A 13,062-nucleotide genomic window follows, 5' to 3' on the forward strand; every position below is an offset into this window, starting at 1 on the left:
ACAAATAGGCATTACTGACTTGAGTGCGGTGACCGCTTATTGCCAATCAATATAATTGTCTGTCATTTCTTACAGGTGTTTTGTGGTGGGTTTTATTTAGGCTAAACCAAAACCAACCGAGTAATAGCTGATGAAATATATAAAAGGACAATCAGGGTCAGCATGGAAGACCGTTGTATCTCTGATCTTTTGTGCGCTCGCGCTCTCTGCTTGCAAAAAAACCAATGAAACTAATGCAGGTATATGTAATGGGGATTGGGGATTAGTCGCAGGTTGGGTTTGTGATATCGGTTTTCCCGGAAACGAAAAGAACTGCTTTATTTTCGCAAAGGATGTAGATCGTAACGGTGCTTACCGAAGCAATACGAGCGACGTCTGTATCCTTGATTACCAGATGGATCAAGAAGCCATCGACTGCGACAAGATGTGCCGGGATCACGACTGTTCTAAAGTTCGATGCCCGGCTGCTCAGGACGTCGAGCGTATTGATAAGCGGCTCAATATCAAAAAGCAGCCCACAAGCAGCGACCCATTGACGTCACCTTGAGCTTCGCGTTGAGAACCTGCCCTGACGGCACATTTTCATGTGACGTCAGGTTGTTCACTTTCCCTCAGTAAACGTCTCGGCGATAGCGACCTTGCTCGATCAGGCGGTCGACCTCTTCAATCCCCAGCACTTCGTTGAGCACGTGATCCACCCCTGAAGCCATGCCCTGCAAGCTGCCGCAGATGTAAATCACGGCGCCGTCGGCCAGCCATTGCTTGAGCAGATTGGCCGATTCACGCAAGCGATCCTGCACGTAGATCTTTTCAGCCTGATCCCGCGAAAACGCCAGGTCCAGACGCTCGATGTCCCCGGAAATCAACCACTCTTCCAGCTCGGCACGGCACAGGTAGTCATGCTCGCGATTGCGCTCGCCAAACAGCAGCCAATGGCGAGTCTGCCCATCGGCAATCCGCGCCTTGAGCAAACTGCGCAGCCCGGCCAGGCCGGTGCCGTTGCCCAGCAGGATCATCGGCACCGGTTCGACCGGCAGATGGAAACCGCTGTTGCGCCGTACGCGCAAGCTGAGGGTGCTGCCCACCGGCGCGTGTTCGGTCAGCCATCCGGAACCGACGCCCAGGCTGCCGTCGGAATGCACCTCCTGGCGCACGATCAGTTCCAGCACGCCGTCGGCGGCAATCGAGGCGATGGAGTATTCGCGCATGGCCAACGGCACCAGCGCGTCCACCAGTGCTTGCGCGTGCAGGCCGACTAGGTGGGTGCGGTTCGAAGGTAATTGGCGAGTGGCGAGCGCTTGTTCCAGCGATTGCGACAAGCCATCAAGCACCACCGCCGCCCGCCCATCGATCCCAAGACCATCGAGGAAATGCTCGATCGCCCACGGGCAGTTGCGGGGCAACACTTCCACCAGGTCACCGGCCAGCCAGCTGCTGGTGGTCGGGGCGGTGAGGCCCAGCAAGTACACCGGCGAACCGTTGCTGTCCGGGTTCATCAATTCGCGGCGGGTGAGCGTCCAGTTGTCGTAGCTCGGTGCTTGCCAGGTGTCCACGGGCGCCTGTCCGGTCAGCAGGCCGAGTTGTTGCTGCCAGTGACGCAAGGCGTAAGGGTCGCCGCAATCGACTTCCACGGGCGCGAACAGGTGCTTGCCGCCGTGCTCGCCGAGCCAGGTGTGCAAGCGGCGAGCGAAACCGCAGAAGTGTTGGTACTGGCGATCACCGAGTCCGAGCACCGCGTAATTCAGGCTCTCCAGGCTCAACGCGCGGCCCAGTACCTTGCGTTCGAAACCGCGAGCGCTGTCCGGCGCTTCGCCGTCACCGAAGGTACTGACTACGAACAGCGCGTTATTGGAATCACGCAGGTCCTGCTCGCTGACAGTGGCCAGCGGCTGAACCTTCACCGGCAAGCCTGCCGCTTGCAGTTGCCCGGCGGTCTGCCACGCCAGTTGCTCGGCAAACCCGCTCTGGCTGGCGAAACCGATCAGCCACGCCGGGGCATCGCTGTCCGGTTGTTCAAGGCCCTTGCGGGCGTCCTTGATCTGCTTTTTCTTGCGTCGACGATCGAGGTACAGCAACCAGCCGGTGATGAAAAACAGCGGCATGGTCAGCGCGCTGAGTGTCAGGACGATCCGGCCGACAATCCCGAAGTAACTGCCGACGTGCAGCGCGTAGAGGCTGGTCAGTAGCTGCGCCTTGAAGCTTTTGTCGCTGTAGCGGTCGTGGCGTTTGACGAGGCCGGTGGCCGGATCGAGGGTGATCTGGTTCAGCGCGCGGTCGTGCGGCGAGGAGTCCAACAGGTAAAACACGGTCGCGGGTTGTCCGGCCACGGGCGGCATGCGGATGTTGTAGGCGCTCAGTGTCGGACCGGCAGCGCTGTAGATGCTGCTCCACATCGCGGCGTAATCGGCGGTCGGTGCCGGGCCATCAGGCGCAGGACCACGATTGCGAACCCGCTCGTTCTGCGGTGAGTCGGACAGCAATCGGGTCAGGCCTTTGTTGTACCACTCGTAGGACCAGGACAACCCGGTCAGTGCCGCCAGGAGGTAAAACACCAGGCACCAGGTGCCGGCCACCGAGTGCAAATCCCAGTTGAAGCTGCGGCCCTTTTTCTTCCAGTCGAGGGTCAGCCAGGCGCGCCAGCTTTTCCACTGGCGCGGCCAGCGCAGGTAAAGGCCGGACAGGCAGAAAAACACCAGGATCAGCGTGCAGGCGCCGGTGATTTGTCGACCGGTATCGCCCATGGCGAGGAAGCGGTGCAGTTGCAGCATCAGGCCGAAGAAATCCTGGCCGATGGCGTTGCCCATGAACTCGGCGGTATAGGGATCGAAGTAGCGCATCTCGCCGCGACGCTCGCCCGGTGGCGGGGTAAAGGACACCCGTGCGGCGTTGCCGCTGTCGGTGTCGACCCAGATCATCGCGACTTTCTTGCCTGAGGCGCCTTCGATTTTTTCCACCAGCTCAGCGGGCGGCAGCACGCCGGCGACCTGTTTCTCGACCTGCAACACCGACGGGTTCAGTGCGCGCAGGATTTCATCCTCAAACGACACTGTCGCCCCGGTGATGCCCATGAGGGCCAGGACCAGCCCGGCACTGATACCGAAAAACCAGTGCAACTGGAACAGGGTTTTCTTCAACACGTTGCTCGCCTTGTCCGTTCGAAAATTGTCATCACGGCGCGCATTATGCCGTGGGCTGTCGAGAAGCATTCTTTTTTACGCACAAAAGCCCCGTTCATGTGGATGAACGGGGCTTTGACCTCACGCTTCCATCAGAAGTGGAAGTTGGCGCTCAGCAGGGCGGTACGACCCGCCGCCACGTGGGCGTAGTGCGTCTGGAACACCTGGTCGAAGTAACGCTTGTCGGTCAGGTTCTGTACGTTGAGTTGCAGGTCGACGTTTTTGGTCAGGCGGTAGCTGGCCATCGCGTCGTAGCGCCAGTAGGAAGGAATCTCCACCGAGTTGGCGATGTTGCCGAATTGCGAATCAACGAATGTGGCACCCGCACCGATGGTCAACTTTTCCGGTATCACGTCATAGGTCGACCACAGGGTGAAGTTGTTCCGCGGGGTGCTCGGCATATGGTTGCCTTCATCGGCGGCGAGGGTGGTTTTGACCACTTCGCTTTCCATGTAGGTGTAGCCGCCGTAGACCTTCCAGTGACGGGTCAGCTTGCCGGTGTAGGTCAGTTCCAGGCCGTTGACCTGCTGTTCGCCGTCCAGCACTTGCGTGGTGGCGCCATCCGGATCGTCGATGCGGGCGTTGGTTTTCTCGGTGCGGAACAGCGCTGCGGTCAACGACAGGTCATCACCGAAGAAGTCCCACTTGGTGCCGATCTCGTAGTTGCGGTTCTTTTCCGGGTCGAGGTCGCTGTTGTTGGCGGCCAGTTCCAGGCTGCCGTTGCCGCTGGTTTCGCCGGCCGGGTTGCTGGAGGTCGAGTAGGCCGCGTAAATGCTGCCGTTCGGCAATGGGTTATAGACCACACCAATCTGGTAGTTCACCAGGTCGCTGGTGTTCTCCCGGGAGAAATTGCCCGCTACCGATCCACGACCACCGGTGCTGTAACCGCTGGATTCGGTCTTGTAGTTGTCATAACGCAGGCCCAGGTTCAGGGACCACTGCTCGTTGAACTTCAGCGTGTCGAACACATAGGCGGCGGCAGTCTTGGTGTCGGTATCGGTGAACGCCGTGCTGTCGGTGATCCGTCCGTTCCAGTTATCCCCAGGCGTCGGATTTTGCAGGCTGGTGCAGTCGCCGGAGCGCAAGAGTGCTGGGTTGCACGTCGTGCCGCTGGCGGCCGACGTCAGGATATACGGGCGGTTGTGGGTGTCCTGATAAGAAAACTCGACACCGGTGACCAGGCTGTGTTCGATGGCGCCGGTGTCGAACCTGGCGCTCAGGTCGGTCTGGTTGATCCAGCCGCTGGACGTCGAGTTACGGTTCTTGGTGCCACGGTACACGCTGCCCCTGGCGACGTTGCCCTTGCTGTCGTCCGGGTTGGTGACGATGTAGTCCAGGGTCGAGCGGGACATGCGGAAGCTGTTGGACACGGTCAGGTCTTCATTCAGATCGTGCTCGATCTTGAAGGTGCCGCTGTCATTGGTGGTTTCGCGATAGTCGCGATTGGTGATGCCGTAGAAATTGTCGCGATCGACATGCACCGGCTTGTCGACGTTGTACTTGCTGCGGGCCGGGTTCAGGGTCAGCGGAATGCCGTAGTCCGGCATGTCATCGGTTTCGACGTGGTAGTAACCGAGGGTCACGCGGGTATCGGTGCCCAGGCCGAAAGCGAACGTCGGTGCCACACCCCAGCGGCTGACGTCGACGGTGTCACGGCCCGCGACATTGGCTTCGTGTTTCATCAGGTTCAGGCGCAAGGCCGAGGTATCGGTCATCTGCTGGTTCAGGTCGAGTGTGGTGCGCTTGGTCTGATCCGAGCCCCAGGTGAAGCCGCCGTTGTAGAAGCTGCCCAGTTTGGCGGTCTTGCTCACCAGGTTCAGGCTGCCACCGGTGGAGCCGGCGCCGGTGAAGGCCGACCCCGGGCCTTTGCTGACTTCGATCGACTCAACGTTGAAGATTTCGCGGCTCTGGGACGCCGGGTCGCGCATGCCGTCCACGAAGGTGTCGCTTTCAGCGTTGAAGCCACGAATGATCGGACGGTCGCCCGCCGGGTTGCCGCCTTCGCCAGCACCGAAGGTGATGCCCGGTGTGGTGCGCAAAGCGTCGACCAGGCTGGTGGCGCCGGTGTCGCGGATCACTTGCTGCGGAATCACGGTGACGCTTTTCGGCGTCTCGCGCAGCGGTGCGGTGTATTTCTTGTTGGCCGACGTATCGGTCTTGTAGGAGGTGTCGTCCTGAGCTTCGCCGGTGATGTCGGTAGCGCCCAGGGAAATCACATTGCCCGGTGCTTTTTCGTCGGTTTTTTCAGCCGCGAAAACCATGTGGCCCGCGGAGCCGGCGGTGATCGCCACGCCAATTGCAGAAGCGAGTAAACGCGGTGAACTGACCGGTGATTGTGGTTGTTGGCGTGACATGTGAATTCCCCTCCCCAAGGATTTGAGGCCGCGGAATATAGGGTAGACGCGTCTATGTATCAATTGCGAAACGTTACTATTCGCACTGAATTTACATTCTTTACAATTTTCCTTTACGGTTTTTGCTGTTTCATTCGTCTCGGGGGTTTTACAGCGCCAATAAGAATCAATACCATTGGCGCCTCTTTGTCCTCAGGTGTATTCCCATGCTGCTGCACATCCCCGGCGTGTTCGCTAAAGAAGAAGTGCAGCGCATCCGCGAGGCTCTGGAACAGGCGGATTGGGCCGACGGCAAAATCACTGCCGGCTACCAGTCGGCCAAGGCGAAACACAATCTGCAACTGCCGGAAGGTCATCCGCTGGCCAAGGAAGTCGGCGCGGCGATGCTGGAGCGGTTGTGGAAGAATCCACTGTTTATGTCCGCGGCACTGCCGCACAAGGTTTTTCCTCCGTTGCTGAACTGTTACACGGCCGGGGGCAGTTTCGATTTTCATATCGACAACGCCGTGCGTCAGCCCAAAGGCAGCATCGAGCGTGTGCGCACCGACCTGTCGGCCACGCTGTTCTTCAGCGAGCCGGAGGATTACGACGGCGGTGAACTGGACATTCAGGACACCTTTGGCACCCAGCGCGTGAAGCTGCCTGCCGGTGACATGGTCCTGTATCCCGGCACCAGCCTGCACAAGGTCAATGCCGTCACCCGTGGCACTCGCTATGCCTCATTCTTCTGGACCCAAAGCCTGGTCCGCGAAGACAGCCAGCGCGCGCTGCTGTTCGAGATGGACGGGGCGATCCAGCAGCTGACGCAGGACATGCCGGATCACCCATCGCTGATCCGACTCACGGGCACGTACCACAACCTGTTGCGTCGCTGGGTCGACGTATGAGTTATCAATTGCGCCGCGAAGAAGTGCTCGACGGCGATCAACTCAAAGCCATGCTCAATGAAAGTCCGGCGCGTGCTGCTCAGGCGATCCTGATCGCTGCTCGCGAAGGGGTTCTCGATGCCCAGGCTTTGCTCGGCCAGATTCTGCTGGACGGGCAAGGGATCGAACAGGACCAGCCATTGGCCGTGCGCTGGTTCGGGATCGCCGCGCAGCGCGGGCATCTGATGGCGCGCAACATGCTCGGTCGCTGTCACGAACACGGCTGGGGTTGCGTGGCGGATGCCACGGTCGCCGCCCAGCATTATCGCGTCGGCGCCGAAGCCGGGCTGGATTGGGCGATGTACAACTACGCCAATCTGCTGGCGACAGGGCGAGGGGTGATCGAGGATCAGCTGCAAGCGCTGGCACTCTACCGTCGCGCGGCAGAACTTGGCCATGCGAAGTCGATGAACCTGCTGGGACGTTATCTTGAAGAAGGGCGGGTTTGCCCGGCGGATCCGGTCGGCGCTGTCGATTGGTATCGGCGTTCGGCGACGGGTGGGGATTTTCGTGGGCAGTTCAGTTATGCCGCGGTGCTGGCGGATGAAGGAAAAATAAACGAGGCGCTGGAATGGTTGCGCAAGGCATTGGCCGGGGGGAATTTGAATTTCCTGCGGGTGGCGAGTCAGACGTTGTTGAGCGCTGTGAATCCGCACATTCGTGAAATGGCGGCTCTCTATCATCAGCGCGTCGTTCAGATGAGCGATGAGCGGTCCGTGCCAGGGGTTGTTGAGCTGGTTTAAATCACTATGATTGGAAACTAATCAAATCTCATCAATGTCTTCCTGGAGACGAAATCATGGCTGCTACCAAAGTGCTGACGGCCCATGTCCCCTTGGAACTGGCTGATAAAGTCGATCAGATGGCTGCGAAGATGGAGCGTTCACGGGGCTGGATCGTGAAGCAAGCGCTTGCCGACTGGGTTGATCATGAAGAGGCGCGCAGCCGGCTTACTCGAGAGGCAATGGCAGATGTTGACGCCGGACGAGTGATTGATCATCAGTCTGTCCAGGCCTGGGCAGAAAGTTTGGATACTGATAAGCCGCTGCCGGTCCCGTACTGATGGAGTTGAAGTGGACGAGCAAGGCGTTATCGGACCTCGCCCGACTTTTTGATTTTCTTGCAGTGGTCAATCGTCCTGCTGCAGCCCGCACCGTGCAATCTCTCACTCAGGCTCCTACAGCTTTACTCAGCAATCCGCGGATCGGAGAACGGGTTGACGAGTTTGTACCGCGAGATGTGCGACGACTTTTGGTCGGCCATTACGAAATGCGGTATGAGATTCAAGGCTCAACGCTCTACATCCTTCGTCTTTGGCATGTGAGATAAGACCGATAACAGTCGCTCCGACCGCCCGGAGTGTCTGTTACAAAAAAGCCCATGACTCGTCATGGGCTTTTTGATTTCTGCGTGCAGCGTTTTACACGTAGAACGACTTCAGCGGCGGAAAGCCGTTGAATTCAACCGCGCTGTAACTGGTGGTGTACGCACCGGTCGACAGCCAGTACAAACGATCACCGATCGCCAGGTTCAGCGGCAGGCCGTATTTGTAGTTCTCGTACATGATGTCGGCGCTGTCGCAGGTCGGGCCGGCGATGACCACTTCTTCCACTTCGCCTTTCTTCTCGGTCCAGATCGGGAACTTGATGGCTTCGTCCATGGTTTCGATCAGGCCGGAGAACTTGCCCACGTCCGTGTACACCCAGCGCTCGACGGCGGTACGGGATTTACGCGCCACCAGTACCACTTCGCTGACCAGGATGCCGGCGTTGGCGATCAACGAACGGCCCGGCTCGAGGATGATTTCCGGCAGGTCATCACCGAAGTCTTCCTTGAGGAAACGGATGATTTCTTCAGCGTAGGTTTCCAGGCTGTTGGTGCGGGTGATGTAGTTGGCCGGGAAGCCGCCGCCCATGTTGATCAGCTTGAGGTGGATGCCGTCTTCTTCTTTCAGACGCTCGAAGATCACTTTGACCTTGGCGATCGCCGCGTCCCAGACGCTGATGTCGCGCTGTTGCGAACCGACGTGGAACGAGATGCCGTAAGGCACCAGGCCCAGGTCGCGAGCGAGGATCAGCAGGTCCATGGCCATGTCGGTCTGGCAGCCGAATTTGCGCGACAACGGCCAGTCAGCGGTGGTCGAGCCTTCGGTAAGGATGCGCACGTAGACTTTCGAACCCGGTGCCGCCTTGGCGATGTTGCGCAGGTCGGCTTCGGAGTCGGTGGCATACAGACGCACGCCCTTCTCGTAGAAGTAGCGAATGTCCTTGGATTTCTTGATGGTGTTGCCATAGCTGATGCGATCCGGGCCGACGCCCTGGTTCATCACTTTGTCGAGCTCGTAGATCGAAGCGATGTCGAAGTTCGAGCCTTTCTCTTTGAGCAGGTCGATGATTTCGACGGCCGGGTTGGCCTTGACCGCGTAGTAGACCTTGGCGAATTCGAAACCGGCGCGCAGGTCGTCATAGGCCTGGCTGATCATCGCGGTGTCGATCACCACGAACGGGGTTTCTTGTTTGTCGGCGAAGGCCTTCATTTTCTGGAAGGTATCGCGCGCGAAATAGTCTTCGACGTTGATCGACATGCTGGGAACTCCTACTGGCAAACTGAAATTATCAATGGGCGCAAATGAACGTCCTCCGTATCCCCACTTTGGTTCGCCTACTTCCCAAGGCATGTCGCCGAAAGCAAAAAGGCCACGGGAGGCGGTGCTGCCCTTGGCCTTGCTGTCTCGTCGTCAGTACTTGAGCCGGATGGATCGTTTCCAGCATGGACGTTCGGCGCGAACTTTAGGGCGTGAGGGGCTTGAGATCAACAAAAAATGTCGCGTTTTTGCACACTTCCGTCGTGCGGTCCCGGACAGTTACTGATGTAACCGACCTGCATGACAGTGTGATGTTCCCCGAATGAGGAATTCTGGAGGGATTTACATCGCCTTTGTGGCGAGGGAGCTTGCTCCCGCTGGGGCGCGAAGCGGTCCCGGATTCAGGCAATGCAGTTCTTCAGAAGGACCGCATTGCCTGATTTACGGCTGCTTCGCAGCCGAACGGGAGCAAGCTCCCTCGCCACAGGGTCGGTCAGGCGACAGCAGTCTCGGCTGGCGAAACAATGCTGGTCTTGCCCCCACGGGATTTGCCCGAGCTCAAATACTCGGCAATCGATTCCTGAGTCACTTCCCCGAGGAACACCCGCTCGGCATCCATCACCGGCAACCACGAGCGATTGAACTCGTACATCCGCGACAGCAGGATGCGCAAATGCTCGTCGTACGCCGCGGTGGCATTGAACTCACGCAGGTATTGCGCGCAAGTGCCGGTCTGACGGTGCAGGTCGCGACGTCGTACATAACCGAGCGCCTTGTTCTCACCATCGGTGACCACCACGTAACGACGGTCCAGTTCGTCCATCAATTCCAGTGCTTCGGTCACCGAGGTTTCCGGACTGACCGACGGCGCGTTGTCCGCCGCGTCTTCAGCCTTCACCAGCAACAGACGCTTGAGCGTGCTGTCCTGGCCGACGAAGTTGCTGACAAAGTCGTCTGCCGGGTGCGCAAGCAAAGTGTCGGGGTGGTCGATCTGCAGCAGTTTGCCGGCGCGGAAGATTGCAATCTTGTCGCCCAGTTTGATCGCCTCGTCGATGTCGTGGCTGACCATGATCACGGTCTTGTTCAGCGCGCGCTGCATCTCGAAGAATTCGTTCTGGATCATCTCGCGGTTGATCGGGTCGACCGCGCCGAACGGTTCGTCCATCAGCAACAGCGGTGCATCCGCCGCCAGTGCGCGAATCACCCCGATCCGCTGCTGTTGGCCGCCGGACAGTTCCCGCGGGTAGCGCGTCAGATACTGCTTGGGCTCCAGCTTGATCATGCTCATCAACTCGCGGGCGCGGTCGTGGCATTTCTGTTTGTCCCAGCCCAGCAGGCGCGGAACGATGGTGATGTTTTCCTCGATGGTCATGTTCGGGAACAGGCCGATCTGCTGGATCACATAACCGATGTTGCGACGCAGGGTCACTTCGTCGAGGTCGGTGGTGTCTTCGCCGTTGATCAGGATCTTGCCCGAGGTCGGTTTGATCAGGCGGTTGATCATCTTCAGCGTGGTGCTTTTGCCGCAGCCCGATGGCCCGAGGAACACACAGATCTCGCCTTCATTGACGGTCAGGCTCACCGAGTCCACGGCTTTCACATCTTTGCCGTTGCTTTGGAAGGTCTTGCTGAGGTTTTGAAGTTCGATCATTTCAGGAGTCCTTTTGGAGTCAGCGTGCGTTGCAGCCATTGCAGAAGCAGGTCGGCGAAGATGGCCAGGAGACTGACCAGCACGGCGCCGACGATCAGCATCGACATGTCGCTGCGGCTGATGGAAGCGAGAATGAGTACACCGAGGCCACCGGCGCCGATGGTCGCGGCGATGGTCATGACACCGATGTTCATGACCACGGCAGTGCGTACACCGGCGAGGATCACCGGCACGGCAATCGGCAGTTCGACCATGCGCAGGCGCTGGCCGAAAGTCATGCCGATGCCGCGCGCGGCTTCGCGAATACCCGGTTCAACGCCGGTCAGGGCGAGGTAGGTGTTACGCATGATCGGCAGCAGCGAGTACAGAAACACCGCGGTGATCGCCGGCATCGGACCCAGGCCCTGGCCGAATTTCGAGTAAAACGGCAGCAGCAGACCGAACAGTGCAATCGACGGCACGGTCAGCAGCACCGTGGCGCTGGCCTGCAAGGGGCCGGCGAGCGTCGGGAAGCGCGTCATCAGAATGCCCAGCGGCACGCCGACCAGAATCGCCAATGTCACGGCGATGCCGACCAGGGTGATGTGCTGCCAGGTCAGGTGCAGCACCAGCGGCCAGTCGAGATGGGAAAAGGCGTTGAGAAATTCCATGGCTTTTCCTCCTTAGTTGAGTGGATGCTGGCGCAGGAAATCGGCGGCAACGGATGAAGGGCTTTCGTGATCGACATCGACCCGTGCGTTCAACGCACGCATGGTGTCGTCATCGAACAGCTCGGCCAGTGGCTTGATCTCCTCCGCGAGTTTCGGGTGGGCATCGAGGTAAGCCTGACGCACCACCGGCGCGGCGGTGTAGTCCGGGAAGTAGTGCTTGTCGTCTTCGAGCAGCTTGAGCTTGAAGGCGTTCAGGCGACCGTCGGTGGTGTAGACCAGGCCGGCAAATACCTGGCCATTGCGCAGGGCGGTGTAGACCAGCCCGGCATCCATCTGCCGGATGTTTTTGCGGGTCAGGTTCATGCCGTAAAGGTCGACCATGCCGTCCAGGCCGTCGGAACGGTTGGCGAACTCGGTGTCCAGCGCGACCAGGTGATTAGTCTTCGCCTCAGCCTGCAGCACCGTGTTCAGCTCGCTGATGGTGTTGATCTGCGGGTAGGCTTTCGCGGTTTTTTCCGGCAGGGCCAGGGCGTAGGTGTTGCTGAATTTCGACGGAGTGAGCCAGATCAGGCCTTTTTTCGCGTCGAGTTCTTTCACCTTGGCGTAGGACTGAGCGCTGTCGAGTTTTTCGGTGACATGGTTGTAAGCCACCAACGACACACCGGTGTATTCCCACATCAAATCCAGCTGACCACTTTCGTGGGCGCTGCGGGCCAGGTTGCTGCCCAATCCGCCGGTCACCTGGGTGTCATAACCCTTGGTGCGCAGGTATTGGGCGGTGATTTCCGCGAGCAGGGTTTGCTCGGTGAACACCCGGGCGCCGATGCGGATCACGGGTTTTTCAGCGGCTTGGGCAAATCCTGCGAACAGCAGGGCGCAGCCTATAAATAAGCATATTTTTTTCATGTCAGTTCCTTTGCCGAGGCTTAAGACGGGCGCAAGCCGCGTTCGAGCCAGAGGCGGCTGGCGAGTGTCACCAGACCGTCGAGCAGCAAGGCCAGCAGGGCGGTGCAGGCCGCGCCGAGCAGCAGTTGCGGCTGATTGTTCAGGGCAATGCCGGGGAAAATCAGGCTGCCCAGGCTGTTGGCACCGATCAGGAACGCCAGTGGCGCGGTACCGACGTTGATCGCCAGCGCCACACGCACACCGCCGATGATGATCGGCACGGCGTTCGGCAGTTCGACCCGCCACAGCACTTGAGTCGGCGTCATGCCGATGCCGACGGCCGCTTCCTTGAGTGAACCCTGGACGTTTTTCAGGCCTTCATAGGTGTTGCGCACGATCGGCAACAACGAGGCGAGGAACAGGGCGAAGATCGCGGGGCCGCTGCCGATGCCGAGGATACCCAGGGCGATGGCGAGTACGGCAAGAGGCGGCACGGTGTTGCCGATGTTGAAGATCTGCATGAAGCGTTCAGCGCGGCCCACCATGGTCGGGCGGCTGAGGAAGATGCCGGCGGGGATGCCCACAACGAGGGCGGCCAGCATGGAAACGAGGACGAGAATCAGGTGAGCTTGCAGGTAAAACAACAAATCGTCGCGGTAATGTTCGATCGTGTTGATGCCAATCCAGTGGACCAGCAGGGCCAGAAGGGCGACGACAACCGCACCTCCTGTCAGCCCCTTGCCATAGCGAATAGCCACAGGCGGACTCCTTTTTTTCTTTGTCGGCGAACGCAGTCCCGAGTGGCAATGCCATTCCTGGCTGCCGGGATTATCAAC

12 protein-coding genes are annotated in these 13,062 nt (G+C 59.3%); 5 read left to right on the forward strand and 7 right to left on the reverse strand.

All coding sequences use genetic code 11. From position 1 onward, the window contains the following. Positions 1 to 130: 130 nt before the first annotated feature. Positions 131 to 547 (forward strand): hypothetical protein, encoded by a 417-nt coding sequence (locus B723_RS32880; RefSeq protein WP_144425212.1) that lies wholly within the window; start codon positions 131 to 133, stop codon positions 545 to 547. A gap of 64 nt (positions 548 to 611) precedes the next feature. Here B723_RS32880 and B723_RS09450 read toward each other — a convergent pair whose 3' ends face one another. After that, positions 612 to 3,137, reverse strand: coding sequence for a PepSY domain-containing protein (locus B723_RS09450; protein WP_031318381.1), 2,526 nt, complete (start codon positions 3,135 to 3,137; stop codon positions 612 to 614). 131 nt (positions 3,138 to 3,268) lie between these two features. After that, on the reverse strand, positions 3,269 to 5,530 hold the full coding sequence (locus tag B723_RS09455) for a TonB-dependent receptor (protein ID WP_017336493.1): 2,262 nt from the start codon (positions 5,528 to 5,530) through the stop codon (positions 3,269 to 3,271). A gap of 206 nt (positions 5,531 to 5,736) precedes the next feature. Between B723_RS09455 and B723_RS09460 the strand changes: the two genes are divergently transcribed. The 4 genes from B723_RS09460 to B723_RS32060 are packed head-to-tail and all read left to right on the forward strand — an operon-like array spanning position 5,737 to position 7,785. Then, positions 5,737 to 6,417 carry a Fe2+-dependent dioxygenase gene (locus tag B723_RS09460; RefSeq protein WP_017336494.1) on the forward strand — a complete coding sequence of 227 codons (681 nt, stop codon included), beginning with the start codon at positions 5,737 to 5,739 and terminating at the stop codon, positions 6,415 to 6,417. Beyond that, positions 6,414 to 7,199 carry a tetratricopeptide repeat protein gene (locus tag B723_RS09465; protein ID WP_017336495.1) on the forward strand — a complete coding sequence of 262 codons (786 nt, stop codon included), beginning with the start codon at positions 6,414 to 6,416 and terminating at the stop codon, positions 7,197 to 7,199. Before B723_RS09460 ends, B723_RS09465 begins: the two co-directional genes overlap by 4 nt. A 56-nt stretch (positions 7,200 to 7,255) precedes the next feature. Next, a complete protein-coding gene (locus tag B723_RS09470) occupies positions 7,256 to 7,519 on the forward strand; it encodes a CopG family ribbon-helix-helix protein (protein WP_017336496.1) in 264 nt (87 codons plus the stop codon). Then, complete coding sequence (locus B723_RS32060; protein WP_080995108.1) at positions 7,519 to 7,785, forward strand: type II toxin-antitoxin system RelE/ParE family toxin; 267 nt, start codon at positions 7,519 to 7,521, stop codon at positions 7,783 to 7,785. Before B723_RS09470 ends, B723_RS32060 begins: the two co-directional genes overlap by 1 nt. A gap of 91 nt (positions 7,786 to 7,876) precedes the next feature. Here B723_RS32060 and B723_RS09475 read toward each other — a convergent pair whose 3' ends face one another. From B723_RS09475 to B723_RS09495, 5 genes are all read right to left on the reverse strand, one after another. Next, positions 7,877 to 9,040: a type III PLP-dependent enzyme gene (locus B723_RS09475; RefSeq protein WP_008024420.1), complete on the reverse strand. Its 1,164-nt coding sequence runs from the start codon at positions 9,038 to 9,040 to the stop codon at positions 7,877 to 7,879. Positions 9,041 to 9,533: 493 nt separating this feature from the next. Next, positions 9,534 to 10,691 (reverse strand): betaine/proline/choline family ABC transporter ATP-binding protein, encoded by a 1,158-nt coding sequence (locus B723_RS09480; protein ID WP_017336497.1) that lies wholly within the window; start codon positions 10,689 to 10,691, stop codon positions 9,534 to 9,536. Beyond that, positions 10,688 to 11,341, reverse strand: coding sequence for an ABC transporter permease (locus B723_RS09485; protein WP_007942812.1), 654 nt, complete (start codon positions 11,339 to 11,341; stop codon positions 10,688 to 10,690). The genes B723_RS09480 and B723_RS09485 overlap by 4 nt, the downstream gene beginning before the upstream one ends. Positions 11,342 to 11,353: 12 nt before the next feature. Continuing rightward, positions 11,354 to 12,247 carry a glycine betaine ABC transporter substrate-binding protein gene (locus B723_RS09490; protein ID WP_017336498.1) on the reverse strand — a complete coding sequence of 298 codons (894 nt, stop codon included), beginning with the start codon at positions 12,245 to 12,247 and terminating at the stop codon, positions 11,354 to 11,356. A 20-nt stretch (positions 12,248 to 12,267) separates the two neighbouring features. After that, a complete protein-coding gene (locus tag B723_RS09495) occupies positions 12,268 to 12,984 on the reverse strand; it encodes an ABC transporter permease (protein WP_017336499.1) in 717 nt (238 codons plus the stop codon). Positions 12,985 to 13,062: the final 78 nt, after the last annotated feature.

Source organism: Pseudomonas fluorescens NCIMB 11764 (assembly GCF_000293885.2).
Classification (GTDB): Bacteria; Pseudomonadota; Gammaproteobacteria; order Pseudomonadales; family Pseudomonadaceae; genus Aquipseudomonas; species Aquipseudomonas fluorescens_B.

Excerpts from the sequence above, each read along its gene's own strand:
- B723_RS09465 (WP_017336495.1), top strand. The coding sequence starts at position 6,414 with ATGAGTTATCAATTGCGCCGCGAAGAAGTGCTCGACGGCGATCAACTC.
- B723_RS09490 (WP_017336498.1), bottom strand. The coding sequence starts at position 12,247 with ATGAAAAAAATATGCTTATTTATAGGCTGCGCCCTGCTGTTCGCAGGA.
- B723_RS09480 (WP_017336497.1), bottom strand. The coding sequence starts at position 10,691 with ATGATCGAACTTCAAAACCTCAGCAAGACCTTCCAAAGCAACGGCAAA.
- B723_RS09475 (WP_008024420.1), bottom strand. The coding sequence starts at position 9,040 with ATGTCGATCAACGTCGAAGACTATTTCGCGCGCGATACCTTCCAGAAA.
- B723_RS09455 (WP_017336493.1), bottom strand. The coding sequence starts at position 5,530 with ATGTCACGCCAACAACCACAATCACCGGTCAGTTCACCGCGTTTACTC.
- B723_RS09460 (WP_017336494.1), top strand. The coding sequence starts at position 5,737 with ATGCTGCTGCACATCCCCGGCGTGTTCGCTAAAGAAGAAGTGCAGCGC.
- B723_RS09485 (WP_007942812.1), bottom strand. The coding sequence starts at position 11,341 with ATGGAATTTCTCAACGCCTTTTCCCATCTCGACTGGCCGCTGGTGCTG.
- B723_RS32880 (WP_144425212.1), top strand. The coding sequence starts at position 131 with ATGAAATATATAAAAGGACAATCAGGGTCAGCATGGAAGACCGTTGTA.
- B723_RS32060 (WP_080995108.1), top strand. The coding sequence starts at position 7,519 with ATGGAGTTGAAGTGGACGAGCAAGGCGTTATCGGACCTCGCCCGACTT.
- B723_RS09470 (WP_017336496.1), top strand. The coding sequence starts at position 7,256 with ATGGCTGCTACCAAAGTGCTGACGGCCCATGTCCCCTTGGAACTGGCT.